Origin of the sequence: Streptomyces sp. NPDC001678 (assembly GCF_042892945.1) — a bacterium.
Taxonomy (GTDB): domain Bacteria; phylum Actinomycetota; class Actinomycetes; order Streptomycetales; family Streptomycetaceae; genus Streptomyces.
Map to the genome: position 1 here is coordinate 132,571 of NZ_JBIAUP010000012.1, position 18,196 is coordinate 150,766.

An 18,196-nucleotide genomic window follows, 5' to 3' on the forward strand; every position below is an offset into this window, starting at 1 on the left:
GAACGCCCGCCGCGGACAGCCGCGACGGACCGGTCTCAGGCGGTTTCCGTGGCCCAGACGTAGTCGTGATCCCCGCTGCGATCGCGCAGGTTCACCGTGAAGACCGCCCCGGGGAGGAGCAGCACCTCCTTCTCGGCGGGCTCCCGGGAGAAATACGCGATGTCCCGGCCGTGCCGCCCGGTCAGCTCCAGGCAGTAGAGCACGCGACGGCCCCACGCGGGCGGGTGCTGCAACGGCAGGAACTTCTCCGCCTCCTCCCTGCTCCGGCTCGTACTGGTGAAACCGCTGAACGTCACCCGCTCCCGGGGCAGCAGCTCCCACCCCGCGCGATACACCACCCCCTTGACGGGCGGCAGCCTGTCGAGCGCGTCGACGAGCATGTCGGCGTGGGTCTTCGCCTCGGCCCGCAGGGTGTCCGCCATGGCGTGCATACGGCCGCGCACCGCACCCAGGCGGGTCGTGCGCTCGGCGTCGTCGAGGCCTGGTGCCCGGTAGGCGTCGATCAGCCGTTGCAACTCGGGATCGCGCCAGGTGGCGTACGGCACCTCGACGGCTTCGCCCTTGGCGAGCAGGGAGATCATTTCGTCGATCAGCCGTCGTACACCGGTCGAGCCCAGCGCGCCGGGGGTGGCGAGGACGCGGTTGACGAGCTGGTGGTTGTCCCCGGTGTACTCCGCCAGCGCGAGCAACTGCGGAAAGCCAAGACGCTCTTTGAGCCGGGCCCGCTCCGCGTCCGCGTCGGCGCCCGTGAGCCCCTGCTCGTCGAGCCAGGAGGTGAGGGCGGGGGAGGGAGGCTCCTTGCGCAGTTTCCGCAGGGCGCGGCGCGCGGTGCGGACCGTACGGTCGTGCACGGTGACGAAACCACCGTGCTCGCGCTCGGCCCGCGCCTTCTGTTCGTACAGCGCGGCGTACGGCAGCTCGGGCAGCCGGGCCGTCGGCAGCACGCTCCTGACGAACGCGTCGAAGTCCCGGTACATCCGGGCCACGTCCTTCGACGACGCCGTGAAGCCCGACACACTCGGCAGGCCCGCCGCCTTCGCGCCCCGCAGGATCTCGTACAGCGAATGGTCGCGGCCCGTCAGCATCCACGCGGCGACGGCGAGGAAGAACTCCCGCTCCGACCGCTCCCGCCCGCCCCCGCCCCCGTTCCCGCCGCTCGGTACGGCGCGCAGCCAGCGGAAGGCGCTCAGCATCCGGGTGGTCGTGCCCGAGATGCCCGCCACCAGTGGCGCGCCGCGCTCATGGTGCTTGCGGTACCAGCCGGCCGAGGGGTCCATGGCGAAGAGGGCCTGCCCGGACGCCCACGGCAGCGGGAACTCGGGGCCCTGTTCCCCGGGGCCGGCCATCGCCGCCCAGATGTCCTCCGGGGTGACGTCGTGGCGGGCCGCGTCGAGTCCCTCGACGGAGAGGGGAACAGTGCTGCGCCGGGCGTGCGCTGCCTCGGCCTCGCTCAGGGGCACCCCGAGGTCGCGGTAGTCGCGCAGGGTGCGTTTGCCGGGGCCGGTCTCCGGGGCGGGCCGTTCGGAGCGTCCGCGCTGGCTGCGGCCCATGGAGAGGGTGGTCCCGGCGCCGTGCTGGAGGGTGAGGTTCCCCAGGGCGAAGACGTCCGCCGCGAACAGCCGTCGCAGGTCGGTCGGGAGGCTTCCGAGGGCGGCGCGGGTGCCGCCGGTCAGGTACTCGCGCTGGGCGCGCAGGGCGTCGGTGTCGAGGCCGAGCGAGCGGGCCAGGTCCATGTCCCCGTCGAGGACGACGCGGTGCAGGAGGGTCTTGAACGACACCTCGCGCTCGTCGGGGTGCGGTGCGGGCTGGGGGCCGTACTTGTAGTAGGCGGCGTTGTAGAAGGCCGTGACCAGCTCGCGGACGGTGGCGGTCGAGTCCGGTCCGGTCCACTGGAGGAGCCGGTCCGTGGGGTCGCCGTCCGTACCGACCTGGCCGGCGCTCTCCCGGTCGTCCTTCAGGAAGGCCCCCGCCGCCTTTTCCGGTGTGAACCCCCGGCTCAGGGCCTCGTACAGCCGCAGCACGGCCGTCCGGGCCGCCCGCGCGACCTCGGGTGCGGCGGACAGCGCCGCGCCGAGGCGCTGCTCGTACAGCTCGGCCGCCTGGTGCCAGCCCGGCGATGCCAGCAGGCGCCGGTGGCCGAACGGCGCGTCGGTGGTGGGCGGACCCTGCTGGATGGCATGGGCCGTTGCCGCGTTGCCTGCCTCCTGCTGCAGGCTCCGCAGCCGCTCGGTCAGGGTGGCGGCCGCCTCCGGCGGTGACGGTGCCGGTGCCGGGTGCTTATCCGGAGCCGGTTCGTGGAGCGGGCCGTCGAGGGGCTTGTCGAGGGGCTTGTCGAGCGGGCCGGGGCTCATGGGCGGTCCGGGGCGGGGAAGCGGGACTCGTCGACGTAGCGGCCGAGTTTGGCGTACTCCTCGCGGACGGCCGCCAGCAGGTCCGCCAGGGCGAGCGGGCGGTCGTCGTCGGCGGCGCGGTAGGCGGCGGTGACGACGCAGCAGCGGATCGCGCCGCCCGGCAGGTCGAAGTCGGCCGCGAGGGCGGCGAGAGCGGCCTCGTCGACGTCGTCGGCCCGGGGCACGGCGGGGCCCAGACAGCGGTCCCACAAGGCCTGACGCCGGGCTTCGTCGGGTGCGGGGAAGTGGACGACGAGGTCGAGGCGGCGCAGGAACGCCGGGTCGATGTTGGCGTGCATGTTGGTGGTCAACAGAGCCAGCCCGTCGAAGGACTCCAGGCGCTGGAGGAGGTAGGAGGTGCCGGTGTTGGCGTAGCGGTCGTGGGCGTCCTGGGTGACCGTGCGCTTGCCGAAGACGGCGTCGGCCTCGTCGAAGAGGAGGACGGCGTCGACGGCGCCGGCCTCGGTGAAGATCCGTTCCAGGTGTTTCTCGGTCTCCCCGATGTACTTGTCGACGACCGTGGCGAGGTCGACGACGTACAGATCGAGGCCGAGGTCGGCGGCCACGACCTCCGCCGCCAGGGTCTTCCCGGTGCCGGAACCCCCGCTGAACAGGGCGGTGACGCCGCGCCCGCGGCCCCCGCCCGGCCGCATCCGCCACTCCCCGAGGACCCGATCGCGGTGGCGCACGCGCCGGGCCAGGTCGCGCAGCTGCTCGTGGGTCCGCTCGGGCAGCACCAGGTCGGCCCAGCCGACGGCGGGGCGTACGGGCCGGGCGAGACGGTCGAGGGCGCTGCTGTTCCAGGCGCGGGCGGCGGTCCGGACCGCCGCGGCGCCTACGGGGGCGCCGTGCGCGGCGGCCTGCCGGCCCGCCGCCGCGGCCACGGCGCGGATCCGGTGGGGGCCGAGCCGGTACCGGGCGCCGGCGGCGACCGCCTCGTCGGTCGCGGCTGGGGCGTGGGAGGTGAGTTCGTACTGCCACAGGGTGGTGCGCTCAGCCTCGGTCAGGGGCGGGCAGTCGGCGAGCAGCGGCGGGGCGGCCGTCCAGCGGGCGTCCCACGGCTGCCGTCCGGTGAGGACCAGAGGGACCGGCGCCCCGGCGAGCGGGGCGAGCAACTCGCGGACGTGCCGGGCGTCGAGGGCGTCGACGGGTCCGGCGATCAGCCCGTGGCCGCGCAACCGCGCCTCGAGGAGCGCCGCGCGCACGGACCCGGCCGGGTCCGGCTCCCGCGCGAGCTCCGCGAGGTCCAGGCGGAGCGCCGGCCGGCCGCAGGCGCGCAGCGCGGCCTCGGCGACGTCCTCGGCCGTGCCGTCGGGGCTGTCGCGCAGATGGACCGGGTGGCGGTGGGCGAGCAGCCGGGCCACGTGCCGCACGGCCCCGGCCAAGGGGCCGCCGCCCGGCGGCAGGACGGCTTCCGCCGGGGCCACCGCGTGAGCGAGGGAGGCCGGCGCGGTGTCGTCGCCCAGCAGGTGCGCGGTGACCCGGTCGGGAACGCGCAACCCCCGGGTCGGATACGGGCGTGCGGTGTCCGTGACCTCCAGAAGACCACCGGCACGCAGTGGCGCGTCCGCCGCGAAGACCCTGCGTGCGACCGCCGAGGCGCCCGGGACGCCGCAGAGGGCGAGGGCGAGACCGATGGTGGCGTGCCGGCAAGTGATGTCGTCGTTGAGATAGCCGTAACAGCGCTCGAACCGGGTGTCGACGTCGGGCGCCAGCGCGATCAACAGGACGTCCAGGGCGAGCGCGTCCAGGCCGAACTCCACGGCGAGGCGGCGTGGCGGTGGTACGGCCCCCGCCGCCGTCGCCGCGTCCTCCCGGGCGCGCAGGGCGGCGGCGAGGGCGTCGTCGGCAGCAGTGGCGGGGGGCAAGGGGAGCCCGGCTGGCGCGTCCAGGAGGTGCGGGGCCATGTCGTCGGAGATGTAGAGCCCGCGGAGCGGGTCGAAGGGCGCTTCCAGGAGGTCCGGGAGGCCGCTGCCGTCGGGGAAGGGCTCCTCGCCCGTACGGAGCGCGATGGCGCGCCGCACCCTGGCCTCGACGAGGGCGAGCCGGGCGAGGAGCCAGTCCGCGGCCGTGGGTGCCCCACGACGGGCCGTGGCGGTCACCGTGACTCCCCGGCGGCTTCGGGCCCGGGCTGGGGCTGGGGCCCGGGCTTGAGCGCCTCGCGGACGACCGGGGGTTTCTCGACCCAGCGGGTGTAGTCGTACGGGACGAACGAGAGCAGGGGGATGGTCACGGTCACGTTCAGCGCGGGGACGAGGGTGTGCCCCACCGCGCTCCACAACTCCGTCAGGGCACGGTCCTCGGCGGGCGGATGGCCGACGTCGAGCAGCGCGGACAGCTCCATCTCCTGCAGTTCCTGGGGCAGGGTCACGGGGAGGACCCGGCTCCTGGCGAAACCGACGAGGAGCTCGCCGAGCATGCGGTGGGCGCCGAGGGCGTCCGGTGCCCAGGCGGTGACCAGATACGACAGCCGGGCGTAGCGCGGCGGGTCGAACTCGGCCTTCTTGAGGGGGAGTTCGATGGCGGTCAGCGGCCCGCTGCACTGGTAGACGGTGCCGGTCTGCCGCCGGTCCAGGTCCTCGCGGATGCCGTAGAGGTAGATGCCGACCGTCTCGGCGCCGGCGGTCTCGCCGTGCGCTCCGTCGCGGCCGGGCGGCTGGAAGGTGACGGGGAATCCCGGCGGCGGCCAGGTCAGGACGTCCCGTACGCGGTCTTCGAGTGCCTGGTCGACCAGTTCGATCATGTCTGTGCCGCCTGTCGTACGTCGAGTCCCATCGGAGTCCCACTGCCCAGAGGGGTGAGCGTCGTGGTGTCGACAATGGCGACGACCGCTCCCGCGGCGTCGGCCAGGTACACCAGATGTTTTTCACGGTCCGGGTGAGGTGCGCTCCCGGTGAGCCCCGCGCCGTCCGGGACGGAGAACCGGGGCTTTCCGGTCCTGGTGTCGAGCATGAGCAGTGCTCCGCCGTTCTCGGTGGTCACGAAGAGCCAGGCGCCGTCGGCCGAGACGGACACCGACTCGGGTTTGGTGATCCGTGGGTCTTGCCAGGGGTCGACGACTTCGGGGGCGCCCGCCGGGTTGCCGCCCTCACCGGCGGACCGAGCGATGACGGAGATGCTGTCGTCCCCATGGTTGGCGACATAGGCGCGCAGGCCGCCCGGGGCGACGGCCACGCCCATGGGGTCCCGGCCCACGTCGAGGGAGGTCACGTGGTGGTCGGCGAGGCGGACACAGCGCAGGGAGTTCGCGGTGCGGTCGGTGACGTAGGCGTAGACGCCGTCGTCGGTGACGGCAACGTCCCATGGCTCCGAGGCGCCCTGCTCGCCGACCTGGACGGGCGTCACCTTCGACCCGAAGACGGTGACCGTTTTGGCGGTGAAGTTGGCGACGTACACGGTCCCGTCGTCGGAGACCGCTGCCGCGTAAGGGAGGTCGTTCTTGTCGAGGGGGCGGGTATCGCTGCTTCGGACGCCGAGTCGCGAGTCGTCGAGGGTGATCACGGCCAGGCACGCCTCGCGGGGGTCGGGCGCCGTCTTCCCCTGGTTGACGACGCACAGGGTCCGGTCGTCCGGGCAGACCAGCGCGCTGGGCCTGTCGATGTAGGCGGCGGCGGAGGCTGTGGCAATGGGGTGCATCTGGGTGCCCCCGTCGAGCTTGATGCCGTACACCGTGCCCATGGCCCCGGTTCCCTGTCGCCAGTACTCGGTGTCGACCGCGTAGAGGTACTGGCCGTCAGGGGAGAGGGCGAGCCCGGCGTGGAGGGGGCTCGCGTTGGTCTTGATCGTGATCGTTCGCCGATGTATCGCCGGGTTGACGGATACGTCGAACTCCTCGACCGTGCCCTGGCTGTTGGCGGCGTTCGACACGTAGAGAGTCTTCCCGCCCGGTGACAGGGCAAGACCGTAGGGCTGGTGCATGGCGGGGGACTTGGTCACGGGCATCTCGTGGCTCCAGGAGCCCCCCACCGCATCGCGCTTCAGGACCGAGACGGTTCCGCTGCTGTAGTTGGCGACGTAGAGCCGGAGCTCGTCGGGCGACAGGGCCGACTCATGCGGTCCCGACAGGTCGCCCGTAACTGCGTCGATGAATCCCTGTTGTTCCCACTGACCCTGATCCGTCCTGTGGAGTATCGCGATCTTTCCGCCCGACCCATCGGCCGGGGCGAAGTCGGATACGTAGAGCGTCCGGCCGTCCTTGGAGACGGCGACACCGGTGGGCTCTTTGCACCCCACCACCTCGGCGTCGATCGTGTGCGTACCGCCCTTCGGGTCGACGAGCGAGACCGTCGCCGTGCCGGAGTCGGCGGTCACCGCGTACCGGCTGTCCGGGGTGACGGCCACCCCGTGGGGGCATGCGCCGGTCGCCAGGGGGACGGGGGTCACCGTGACGCTGCCACCGGCGCCGAGCTTCGTCCCCTGCGCGGGGGTGAGGACGAGGAGGTGCGACGTGTCCGGGGCGGTCGCGCAGGCGAACTCCTTGTTGGGCGCGATGGCGACGTCCCACGGCTTGTGCGGGTCCCCGAGGGGGATCGGGGCGAGCGGGGCGGTCTGGCCGAGGTCCAGTACGGCGACCTTGTCCGACTCGGAGTCGGCCGCGTAGGCCCATGTCCCGTCCGGTGACACGGCGACGTTGACCGGCTTCGACCCCGCCCCGGTCGTGATCTCACCCGTCCTGTGCGGGGCGGTCCGCACGGCGGTCAGCTTTCCGGTGGCCTGGTCGGTGACGTAGGCGTAGCGGCCGTCCGGGCCGAACACCGTCCCCGACGGCACGCCTCCCACGGATACATCCGCGTGGTCGAGGGTGTTCGGGTCGATGGCGGTGAGGGTGCCCGAGGTCTGGCCGACGACGTGGATCACGCCGCCGTCCGGGGCGAAGGCCACGGCGACCGGGTGCGGTCCGGCCGGGACGGCGGCGGGAGCGTCGACCAGACCGCTGTCCGGGTGCACGGTGGCGACGGACACGGACGCGGAGCCGTAGTTCGCCACGCACAGCCGGTCGCCCGCGGGGCTGAGGGCGAGAGCCCGGGGCTCGGCCTCGACCGGCACGGGGTCGCCCACGGTCGGGCCGTCCGCGTCCAGGTCCAGCACCGTCACCCGGCCGTCGGCCGTACCGTCCCCCCGGCTCGCGACGTACGCGAAGCGCCCTCCCGGTGCCACCGCGATCGCCCGGGTGACCCCGGGCACGGGAACGCTCGCGATCCTGGACGGCCCGTCGGTCCGGCTCACGTCGACCACCGACACCGTGCCGTCCGACTCGTCGACGACACAGACCCGTCCGGCCCCGCCGCCCGGGTCCGCCACCAGCGTGCAGGGGCCGGTACCGACCGGCAGGGGCTCGCCCCGCCGCGACCCTTCCTTGTCGAACACCACGACCGTGCCGTCCCCCTGCGCGACCACGCAGACCCGGTCGTCCACCAACCCGGCCACGACGGCGCACGGGCCCTTCCCGGCGGGAACGGCGGCCAGCTCCGGGTGGTCCGGCGCCGTGAGGTCCACCACGGACAGTGTCCCGTCGTCGTGGTTCACGACGTAGGCCCTGGTGCCGTCCGAACCGACGGCGACGGCACGTGGATTCCCGCCCACCGCCGTGACACGGACCCCGGGGGCCTCCGGCGTGGTGAGGTCCACCACGGCCAGGCCGTCCCCACCCCAGTCCGTGGCCAGGAGCAAGGGGTTACCGGCGCTCTTCGGGACATCGCTCATGAGGGCACCTCCGCGACGGTGACGCGGTGTTCGACGGAGTACACGGTCTCGCCCGGCCCGGAGTCGATCCGGGCGACGGGCTTCGATGCCTCGCCGGTGACCGGATCGACCGGGACCAGCTCGGCCGTGGCGACCCGGCCGACCCCCGGCACCCGCTCCAGGACCCGGAACGCCTCGCCCGCGTACACCGGGCGCCCCAGGGGCCATCCAGTGCCGTCCGGGCCCCCGCCGACCGGGCTGAAGTACCGGTACAGGGCGCGTTCGGCGGCGGCCCGCAGTTCCGCGCGTTCGTCGGCGGTGCGGAAGTCGGCGGGCACGATCCGGGCGTCGACGCGGATGCCGTGGTAGACGGGCTTCACCAGCCACACCGGAACGCCCTCGGGCTGGCAGGCCCGTAGGGCCCGGCGCAGGGTGTCGCAGGCGTCGGGGGTGGGGGTGAGCATGTGGTAGGGGAACCAGCCCCGTTCGTCCGCCGTGACGAAGGGGACGACCATCAGCGTCACACCGGCCCGGGTGCTGCCGCCGCTGGTGTCGGTATAGCCGTTCTTGCCGCCGTGCGAGGTGGTGACGTTGCGGACGTCGAGCACCACACTGTCGTCCGCCTCCTTCAGCCGGCAGATCCCGCCCGGGGGAATGTCGTTGCCCCCCGCGCCGAGCGTGGTCTTGTACGGGCCCTCCACGGTGATGAGCGTGCCCTGAGGAAGCGGAATGGCGCCGTACCTCCGGTGGCCCGAGGGGCCGTCCGCCTCCGGCCCGAAGTAGACCTGTCCCGTGCTGGCGTTGACGACCACGTCCTTGCTGTTCTCGAGGGAATCCTGGAAGGACGTGACGGTGTGCCAGCTCTCGTCACCTACACGGATCTTGGGAAGCTCCTCGTTCTCGGGGACGTACACCGGGGAGTACAACAGGGGGTACGTCTGACCGGGCTTGTCCGTGGAGTGGAACAGCTCTCGCGCCTGGCTGTGTTCCTCGTACTGCGCGGCGGGAACGGCGTCCGTCGTCCCGGAGTCGGCGTAGACCGTGTACGGAGTGTCGGGTGTGCCGTCCTGGTCGAGGATCTGGACGGCGATCCAGCACGCGGCTTCCCCGGCCGGGAAGCCCTGGCCCAGTTCGTCGACGGCGTCCTGTGCCCTGCCGACGAGGTCGCCGCGTGCGACGGCCGCCTTCCACCGCGCGGACTCGCTCACGGGGACGGGGTGGGCGGAGACCGTCGACTCACCTGCCACCGTGATCTCCTGCGCGGGCGCGGAGGCATAGGCGAGGGGAGCGGCGGTGTCCCACCACGGCGCGGTCTTCCTCGGTGCGAACACGGACACCGCGATGCGGCCCTCCGCCTTGCGCTTCCCTCCGGCCGTCACCCAGAGCGTGAGACGGTTCGGATCGTGCGGCTTCTTGATCTCCACCAGGGCCGTCACCAGCCCGCCGCCCTCCTTGAAAGGCCCGGAGAACTCCCCGTTCGCCCGGTAGTCACCCGCCTTGAACATCCCGACGGCGGCGGTGACTCCGGGGGCGAGCGTGAGGGACGCCGCGCCCATGGCGTCCGGCGCCACGCGCGTGGCATCCCGCGTCGTCGTGAAGACCGTCTCGCCGCCCTCCGTGGTGACCTGTGTCCCCGTGGGAACCCTGAGCGTCCTGGGCGCCAGGGTGAAGGAGACGTCTGTCGTGGCGGGCAGCCACGGCAGGTAGTTGCGGGCCGGATCCAGCGCGTCGTTGGGTGTGTCCCGGACGTGGTGGATCCGGGCCATGCCCGCCGACGCGGCCAGCGCGAGCTGCTCGTAGTCGCCGGGGACGACCGCCCGTTCCGGCACCGGGGAGCCCAGGGGCAGGCGCGTCGCACAGGCGGCCGGGCTCTCGCCCTCCGTACCGCCGACCGCCGGCGCGGGGTTGGTCACGGAGGAGACGTACGGCACGGGTGTACGGAGGACGGTGATGGTGCGGGCGGGGACGTTGCCCCGGGCGCCGCCGCCGGTCAGATAGCGCCGGATCCGTACGACCGCCCCCGCCGGGAGCGCCGCTCCGTGCCGACGCGGCCCCCGGGCCCCGGCCACGACGGGCGCGAAGACGGCCTCCCCGGTGCGGGGGTCGAGGGTGAAGTGCCGGTCGTCGGGCCCCGATCCGGCGAGCGAGGCGACGTACGTCCACTGGGCGGTCCGCTCGCCGAGGACGGCTTCCACGACGAGGGGATCGGTGCTGCGGGGCAGCGGCGGATGCGCGAAGCGGAGGCGTTCGCCGGGGGTGCCGGTCGCGGTGCCCAGGGTCTCGTTCCGTACGAGCCGGGCCTGGACGGCCGGGACGGTCACGGCGAGCACCGGCTGGAGCGCGGCCCCGGTGAGCGGACTGAGGCCGGGACCGTGACAGTAGCGGATCAGCCCGACGTCCCTGAGCTGCTGCACGGAGCCGTCACCGCCGTCGTCCGCCGGCCGGTGGAGCAGGAGCCGGGCCGGTGCGTGGGCGGGAGGAAGGTCGAGCGTGACCCTGCCGGGGAGGCCGGCGGCGGTCACGGTGTCCGTGACGACGCGACAGGGGGTCCAGTGGGTGCCCTGCCAGGCCTCCCAGCGCCCCTTGGCGATGTTCCTCCCCGTCTTGGACCCGAGCCCCACCCCCATCCGGACGTCCAGCGTCACCCGTGTGCCGGGCACCGGCACCGACAGCACGAGGAGGGCGTAGGGCGAGTCGTCATCGCCGCCGGTACCTCCCCGTCCCGACCGCCCCAAGGGTTCGCCGGCAGGAGGGAAGTCCCCGAAGTAGGGGAGGTTGAGATGGAAGGCCGGCCCGGCGGAGGCGGGGCCGGCCGGCTCGACGGTCCGGCCCGCCTCCGCCGGGCCGAAGGCGGTCAGCGTGCCCTCCAGGGCGCCGTCGGCCCGCCCCCGCTCCGTGAAGTTCCCGGCGGCGACGAGCACACAGGGGTTGAGCACCGCGTCCGTCAGTGTGCTGAAGACGACCGGCTCGGCGTCCCCCACCGGCCGTGTGGCCACCTCCTGGCCGGCGGGCACGACCACCGGCTCCGGCGGCGGCGCGGCCAGCTCCAGGATGACCTCGGTCTGCGCGGGCGCGGGCCGGTACGGCCGTACGCCCAGGAGACTCAGCGTCCGGAGCCGGCGCTGGTCGGGGGCCAGGTTGAGCCGGTCGCGCAGGGCCATGACCATGTCGGTACACGTCTCGATCAGGCCCCGGCCGGGGTCCGTCCGGTCCTGGCCGGTCCAGGCCGCCACCCTCTCCCGCACGGCGGCGACGGCGGTGGCGACGACCTCGTCGCGGGTGCGCCCGTCGTACTCGGGCGTCGGCAGGCTCATCCCGAATGTGACCCTTCGTCAGAAGTGCTTCGAGCGACGGTGACTGTGACCTTGAAGGGGAGGTGGGCCGGGCAGTGCGCCCGTACCAGACGCGTCAGACGACTTTCGAGCGCCCGCTGGTACTCGGCCTGGTCCTCCGTGGGGTCCTCCGGTCCTGGGGCGGTCAGAGTCACGGTGAGCATGCGCCCGGCGCGGGGTGCCGGGTCGTCGTCCGTGAAGACGAGGCCGGGGTCGTCGACGCGGAGCGTGTAGCGCGGCGCCTCCCAGCCGTGGATCTCCCGGGCCTCCAGCAGGAGCCCGTACGGTGTCCCGCGGTATGCCGCCAGCCGGGGCGCGAGGTCCACGGCCTTGCGCCGCAGTTCCTCCGGCCAGCCCGGTTCGACCCGGGCGCCGGTGATCCGGATCAGCCAGTCCAGGAAGGCCGGCGGCGCGCGCCAGGGGTCGAGGACCGCGTCGAGGCCGTCGATCCGCTCCTCGGCGGGGGCCATGGCCTCGCCGATCGCGGCGGCGAAGGCCAGGGCGACCGTGTCGCGGCCGTAGACGGCGGGCAGTGGCAGCGGCCGTGCGGGGTACGGGGACATGCCGTCCTCTCTCGCTCTCCTTCTCGGACTCTTCCTCAGCCTTCGGTGGTGTCGACGTGAATGGTCACGCTGTCCAAGCGGACCAGGCCGCCGTCGGAGACCTCCAGGGACGGCACGTTTCCCCCGTCCTCGAGGTCGGTGAGGTCCACCGCGACCGTGGCCCGCACCTCGGGGACCGCCTCCAGCACGGTGAAGACGTCGCCCGCGTGGACGCGCCGCCCCCAGGGCCAGCCCCGCCCGTCCGGCCCGCCGGCCGTGGGGTGGAAGAAGCGCCGCAGGGCCCGTTCGGCCGCCCGCTCGGTCCGTTCGAGGTCCGCGGGCATGCTGCTCCAGGGGCGTACGGTCGCCGTGATGCCGAACCGGTGGTAGCGGGGCGGCCCGATGCGGAGGCGTTCGCCCAGCAGCCGCGAGGCGTCGACGACGCCCTTCACCGAGTCCAGGACGTCCGGTGGGATGTCGAAGGCACCGTGGGGCGGGGCCTCTTCCGGATCCCCCTCGACGCGGGGCACCAGGAGGACACGGAGGGGGTCGTCCTCGCGGCGCCAGAGGGCGGGCTCGGTCCGCGTCCCCTTCATGAAGAAGAAGACACCGCCGACGACGGCCACGGCGTCCGGCGACCGCTGGCACTGCGGCGAGAGACCGGGAAAGGCCTCCGGGATCAGCGACGTCACACCCCGGCTTCCCTCCTGTGGCGTGAACGCCCGGTCGTGGTCGCTATAGGTGTAGGTGCGGTGGTGGAAGGTCTCGCCCTTGAAGAGGAAGAGCTCGTAGGCGGGGTCGGGCGTGCCGGGTATCGGGAGCATGGCGACCTCGTCGAGGTCCGAGGCGAACGCCTCCGGCAGACCGGGGAATTCGGCCTTGATGTCCTTCGGTTGCCAGGGCGGCTCGCTGTCCCAGACGCACTTGTCCCCGTAGAACCACAGCCTGGGCTTGCCCTCCTCGGTCAGGACGACGGCGTCCAGGCGCTTCGCTTCCGCCACTGGCGGTGGCACCGCGTCGTCGTGCTGCCCCGACGGCCCGCCGCCCAGGGCCAGTGGGACAGGCGTGATGACCCCGTTGTCGTCGTAGTAGTGCACGACCCGTTGCGGGCTCCGGGCGGCGACGGCGCAGGCGAGGACGGCGGCCGGGCGCTGCGGCACCACGAGGGCGTCCGGTACGCGGGAGTCGGTCGGCCGGGTCAGCGCCGTGACCCGGACCCTGGCGAGCCCGGCCACATGCTCCGCGATGATCTGCTCGTGGTCGGCGGCCGTGACCGCGCGGCGCAGCGGCGCGAGGCCCAGCCCGGCGCGTTCCAGTGCCTGCCGCCAGTCCTCCGCGTCCTCGGCGGGGGCGAGCACGGCGTGGACGGTGGCGCTCAGCCCGGGCAGCGAAGCCGGTGTCAGCGGCGTACCGGCCGATACGTCTCCCTTCCGGCCGCGGAAGACCTCGTACTCCGCGCTGACGCTCGCGCCCTTCGGCGGTGTGGATCCGCGCCGCTCCGACCGCCCGTCCCCGGTGGGGACCTCGGGTCCGAAGACGACCTCGCACGACACGTCGTCCCACCAGTGGACCCGGCTGTCCGGCCCGGCCTCCGCGAAGGTGCGGACCGCCGGCCAGATCTCCCTGTCGACCCGGACCGTGAGCTGTGGGCCGAACCGGGGGTCCGCGACCGGCGTGCGGGACCCCCAGGGGCGGTGGCGAGTCGCGAAGCGGCCGCCCGGGAGACCGTCGGAGACGCCCAGCACCTCGGTGACGGTCACGAGCTGTTCGACGGCCTCCACCATTCCCGTGGCCTGGTGTTCGGCGAGCGTGAGCGGCGCGGTGGTCGTGAGGACGACGGGCTCCTCGCCGCCCTCGGTGCGGAGCTCGGTGCCTGCCGGGATCACCCGCCTCACGGCCATGTCGTCGGTCCGGGTGAACAGGACGGTGATCCGGGCGGGGGACGCGGGGAGCGGGGTGATGCCCATGAGCCGCAGTACGGCCGATCGCTGTCGGTCCGTCATGCGGTTGACACGGTAGAGCAGTTGGTCGGTGCGTTCCGCGCAGGCTTCGACGAGGGTGATGCCGGGATCGGAGACGTTGTGGTCGGTCCACTCGGGCGCGCGCTGCGGCAGGGCGCGTTTGGCGGCGTCGACGAGCGGCTGGAAGCGCAGGTCGTCCAGGTCGGGTACGGGCAGGTCGCTCACTCGTCACTCACTCGTCACTCGGTCGGGGAATCGCCGGGCAGGGTGTAGAAGGGGAAGACCAAGTTGCGGGGTTCGTTGGTGGCGCGCAGCCGGTAGCGGATGTCGATGTAGAGCACGCCGACGTCCACGGTGTCCGTGCTGAACAGCAGGTCGTCGACCTCGATGCGCGGCTCCCACCGGTCCAGTGCCTGGCGCACCTCCACATCGGCGCGGGCGACGGTCGTGGCGTCGAGCGGGTCGAAGACGAGCCCGTGGATGCCGCAGCCGAACTCGGGCCGCATCGGCCGCTCGCCGGGCGCGGTCGACAGGATGATGCGCACGGCCTGTTCCACGTCCTCGGCGCCGCTCGCCAGGCCCACGCGGCCGGTGCCGGTGATGACGGCGGGGAACGCCCACCCCGCGCCGATGATGTCCACGCTCGCCTCCCGCTTGTCCGTACCGGTGTCCGTACCGGGTCAGTTGATGTCGACGGTGTTGCCGGTGATGGTGGTCTTCTGCCCTTCGAGCTTGAGCTCGCCGCCGCTCTTGATCGTGACGGTGGTGCCGCCCTCCAGCGTCACCGTGCCGGCCTTGAGGACGAGGGTGCCCGTCGTGCCCGCGTCGATGGTGAGGGTGCCGTCGCCACGGCCGTCGAGCGAGATCCGTACGGTCTTGTTCCCTTCCCCCGCCGTGAGGGCGATGGTGGTGTCCTTCCGGTCGAGGTGGGTGACGAGTTTGCCGTCACCTGTCAGGAGCCGGACGCCCTGGGGGCCGTCGGTGGCGCTGAGCAGTTCGAGCCGATCGCCCGAACGGGACGCCAGGGAACGGCGGTTGGCCTTTCCCGTTCCGGCGTCGACGAGCGGCAGGCCGTGGTCGGTGGGGGCGTCCATGCCGTTGTAGAGGCCGCCGAGGACGTACGGCCGGTCCAGCCGCCCGTGCTCGAAGCCGACGAGGACCTCGTCCCCGGCCTCCGGCGCGAAGACCCCGCCGCCGTCGACCCCGCCCCACTGGACCGTACGGACCCAGTCCGTCACATAGTCCTGGGAGAGCCACGGCAACCGCAGCCGTACGGCGCCCCGCTGGCCCTTCCCCGGCTCCTTGATGTCCGTGACGACGCCCACCGCCACGCCCGGAGCGCACAGCGGCGGCGGATAGGGCACCACGGGCGGGGGCAGCGGGCCGACCCGGACCTCGGTCCGGTAGCCCCGGTCGCCGTCGAAGACGTGACCACAGGAGGTGACGGTGTACTTGCCGGCGAACGGCTCGCCCACACCGGCCACGGTGACCGGCACCCCCGCCCGCAGCTCGGGGGCGCCCGAGACCTCCGCGGACAGCGACGCCATCGAGGCAGCCGACTCCGCCGCCACCGCGCGGGCCGCCGCGTCCACCTGCGGGGCGGTCGTGTGGGCCCGGCCGCCCACGAGCAGCTCCGGCGCCGGACCCGGGAACGCCTTGCCGAGCTTCCCTGGCGTGACACCCAGCAGCAGCCGGTCACTGTCACCCGCACCCGCCTTCGCGGACAGCGCGGCCTTGCCGTCCGGGTCCCAACCCCGCACCTCCACGTCGGCGACCTGCCCCTCGGAGGACACCCCGGCGCTCAGCGCCAGCAGATTCACCCCGTACTCCAGGACGAACGGGCTGCGGTCCGCCCCCGTACCGGGCGACGGCGCCGCGCTCGCGGCGGCCGGGCGCAGCATGTGCACGGTGCTCCCTTCGACCGTCAGACGCAGGCCACGTTCGTCGGCGAGGTGGTTGAGGAACTCCCAGTCGGTCAGGTTGGGCTGGGCCAAGTGCGCGATCCGCGTGCCCTCGGCGTCGATCCGGCCGGCCGTCAGCCCGTGCCGGGCGACGGCCTGCCGGACGACCTCGGCCACCGTGGTGTCGACGTAGGCGGCCACCCGCCGCCCCCGGGTGAGCCGGTGCCCCCGGTCCATCGCCCGTACGGTCGTGAAGCTCCCGTCGGCGTCCACCTCGGTCTCCAGCGCCGTGACCTCGCCGTCGAAGATCCCGGCCCGGGTACGGCGGCGCGCGGCGGCCACCGACACGGTCAACGGCACCCCGACGGAGATCCCCGCCGCCGCGAGCAGCCGGTGCTCGGGATCGCGGAACCGTAAGGCGGCGCGGGCGGGAAGGCCGATCGCCGTCTCCACGGAGACGTCCACCAGGCGCTGCGCCCACGGCTCCCGCAGCGGCGACGCGAAGGCGACGACCGGCTCCGCCGCGTACAGCCTCTCCGTCACCCGGCACCTCCGGCGGGCCGCTCTTCCAGGACCGGCAGGACCAGTACCGCGCCCACGGGCACCCGGGCCGGATCGTCGACGCCGTTCGCCTCGGCGATCGCCCGCCACCGCGTCGGATCGCCGTACGCCTGCCACGCCAGCCCGGCCAGGGTGTCGCCCGCGACGACGAGGTGGGTGTCCACCGGCCCGTCGCCGCCGGACGTCGGATTCTGCCGGGGCGTCGAACCGCCCACCTCCTCCAGGGAGACGGTGCAGGTGGCGCGCAGCGGAGTCCCGTCGGGCCCGAACCGGGTGTACGCCGCGTCGACCTGCGTCACCAGCGCCAGGAACGCGGTCGTCCGCGACTTCCCCCACTCCAGCCGCACCCAGGGCGCCGAGGCGGGCTTCGCCGTGCTGCTCCGCGCGGTCGGGGCGCAGCAGTCGAGGAGCTTCTCCACCTGGTCCTGCACACTGGAGCGGAAGTCGCCCGCGTCGAGGAAGACCTCCAGCGTCATCGTGCGGGGTTGCGACCCCACGAACTGCGCCCGCGCGGCTTCCTCGCCGGACGGCGCACGGCTGCGGTCCCAGCGGGCCTGTTTGCCGACCTGGACCCGGTCGGGGTTGAAGTGGAAGCGGACCCGGCCGCGTTCCGGCCCGGGGGTGTTGCCGGTCCCCGTCGGCGGTTCGTAGATCACGAGGGCGGCCCGTACCGGCGCGCCTCCCAGGAGCTCGGGCAGCATGCGGGTCCTCTCAGACGGTTCGGGCGGTTCAGACGGTGATGCCGAGGAAGCCGTTGTGGGTGATCTCCAAGGTCTCCCGGGCCGGCTGCGACTGATCCGCGTCGAACGTCGGACCGCTCCAGCGCACCGGCAGCACACCGTCGAGCAGCCACCGTACGATCGGCCGCCGGTCCGGGCCGAGCGCGACGAGCTGCCCCGGAAGCCGCATCGGCTCGATCACCTGCGCCTGCAACCAGGCCCAGACGAGCAGGGTGTCCTGCGTCAGCGGCCTGCTGAGCGTGACGTTCGTGTAGCGCAACCGCGTCGGCAGCTGCCACACGTGCGCGTTCATCCCGCCCTCGACGCGCTCCTCGACCTCGATGGCACAGCCGAGCCCGTCACAGGCGGTGAACGAGCCGAGGGCGTGGGTGCCTATGGAGAGCTGGAAGTGGGAACTGACGGCGAACGGCTGATCCGGCATGTACGGGCACTCCGTGGGGTCGGCGGGGGGAGGAGGGGGCGGCGGGGCGTCAGCGGGGTGGGTAGGGGCCCCAGGGGCCGTCCTGCGGTGACGGTTTGGTCGGCGACGTCGCCGCCGCCGCTCGGCGCAGTCGTCGGGAGAGCCCGAGTGCCGGGACGACGGCCTCGGCCAGGAGACCGGCGTGCCGTTGGGCAATTTCGTGGGCCACGGCTGTGGGGTCCGGGGCGGGCGGATCGGGCGCGGGATGCTGGGCCGGTCTCGGGACGAACGCGGGGGTGGTGGCGGCCGGTTCGCCTGTCGCGGCGGCACGGGGTGGCGTTCCGTTCCCGGCGGGAGGCGGGACGACGAACGGCATGGCCGTGCCGGGGACATGGGGGAGCGGCTGCCCGATGCCGAGCCGGTGTGGGGGGCCGACCGGGGGGAGGTTTCCCCGATCCCGCCCCTTCCCGGCGTAGTCGATTTGCGGCTTCGCCGGGTGGGGGCTCCGCCCCGGACCCCGCAGAGGGTTGGAGGCAGAGGCTTCGCCTTTCTCCTGTTCCTGCCCCTGCCGGTCCTGGTTCCTGTGACCGCCGAGACCGGAAGGAGTGCCTGCCGGGCTCTCCGACGGGCCGGGTGCCCGGGGGAGGCCGAGGGCGGGAGCTTCACTTCGGCCGGGTTGCAGTCGGC

General features: G+C 73.5%; 11 protein-coding genes. All 11 read right to left on the reverse strand.

The genetic code is table 11. The annotated features are described in order from the left end of the window. Positions 1–35 precede the first annotated feature (35 nt). From ACFYZR_RS24300 to ACFYZR_RS24350, 11 genes are read right to left on the reverse strand one after another with little or no spacing between them, the layout of a single operon-like run. Positions 36–2,351, reverse strand: coding sequence for a hypothetical protein (locus ACFYZR_RS24300; RefSeq protein WP_391913620.1), 2,316 nt, complete (start codon positions 2,349–2,351; stop codon positions 36–38). Then, on the reverse strand, positions 2,348–4,492 hold the full coding sequence (locus tag ACFYZR_RS24305) for an AAA family ATPase (RefSeq protein WP_391913622.1): 2,145 nt from the start codon (positions 4,490–4,492) through the stop codon (positions 2,348–2,350). Before ACFYZR_RS24305 ends, ACFYZR_RS24300 begins: the two co-directional genes overlap by 4 nt. Next, entirely contained in the window at positions 4,489–5,133 is a 645-nt protein-coding gene (locus tag ACFYZR_RS24310) for a DUF4255 domain-containing protein (RefSeq protein WP_391913624.1), read from the reverse strand. The genes ACFYZR_RS24305 and ACFYZR_RS24310 overlap by 4 nt, the downstream gene beginning before the upstream one ends. Next, positions 5,130–8,093 carry a beta-propeller fold lactonase family protein gene (locus tag ACFYZR_RS24315; protein ID WP_391913626.1) on the reverse strand — a complete coding sequence of 988 codons (2,964 nt, stop codon included), beginning with the start codon at positions 8,091–8,093 and terminating at the stop codon, positions 5,130–5,132. Before ACFYZR_RS24315 ends, ACFYZR_RS24310 begins: the two co-directional genes overlap by 4 nt. Then, on the reverse strand, positions 8,090–11,386 hold the full coding sequence (locus tag ACFYZR_RS24320) for a putative baseplate assembly protein (protein ID WP_391913628.1): 3,297 nt from the start codon (positions 11,384–11,386) through the stop codon (positions 8,090–8,092). The genes ACFYZR_RS24315 and ACFYZR_RS24320 overlap by 4 nt, the downstream gene beginning before the upstream one ends. Beyond that, positions 11,383–11,967, reverse strand: coding sequence for a phage tail protein (locus ACFYZR_RS24325; RefSeq protein ID WP_391913630.1), 585 nt, complete (start codon positions 11,965–11,967; stop codon positions 11,383–11,385). The genes ACFYZR_RS24320 and ACFYZR_RS24325 overlap by 4 nt, the downstream gene beginning before the upstream one ends. 35 nt (positions 11,968–12,002) lie before the next feature. Further along, positions 12,003–14,132: a hypothetical protein gene (locus ACFYZR_RS24330; RefSeq protein WP_391913632.1), complete on the reverse strand. Its 2,130-nt coding sequence runs from the start codon at positions 14,130–14,132 to the stop codon at positions 12,003–12,005. Positions 14,133–14,146: 14 nt separating this feature from the next. After that, entirely contained in the window at positions 14,147–14,548 is a 402-nt protein-coding gene (locus tag ACFYZR_RS24335; RefSeq protein WP_391913634.1) for a GPW/gp25 family protein, read from the reverse strand. Between the two features lie 39 nt (positions 14,549–14,587). Then, on the reverse strand, positions 14,588–16,351 hold the full coding sequence (locus tag ACFYZR_RS24340) for a VgrG-related protein (RefSeq protein ID WP_391913636.1): 1,764 nt from the start codon (positions 16,349–16,351) through the stop codon (positions 14,588–14,590). After that, on the reverse strand, positions 16,348–17,070 hold the full coding sequence (locus tag ACFYZR_RS24345) for a LysM peptidoglycan-binding domain-containing protein (RefSeq protein WP_391913638.1): 723 nt from the start codon (positions 17,068–17,070) through the stop codon (positions 16,348–16,350). Before ACFYZR_RS24345 ends, ACFYZR_RS24340 begins: the two co-directional genes overlap by 4 nt. Before the next feature lie 28 nt (positions 17,071–17,098). Next, the gene (locus ACFYZR_RS24350; RefSeq protein WP_391913640.1) at positions 17,099–17,530 is read right to left on the reverse strand and encodes a phage tail protein; all 432 of its coding nucleotides are present in this window, start codon (positions 17,528–17,530) and stop codon (positions 17,099–17,101) included. Positions 17,531–18,196: the final 666 nt, after the last annotated feature.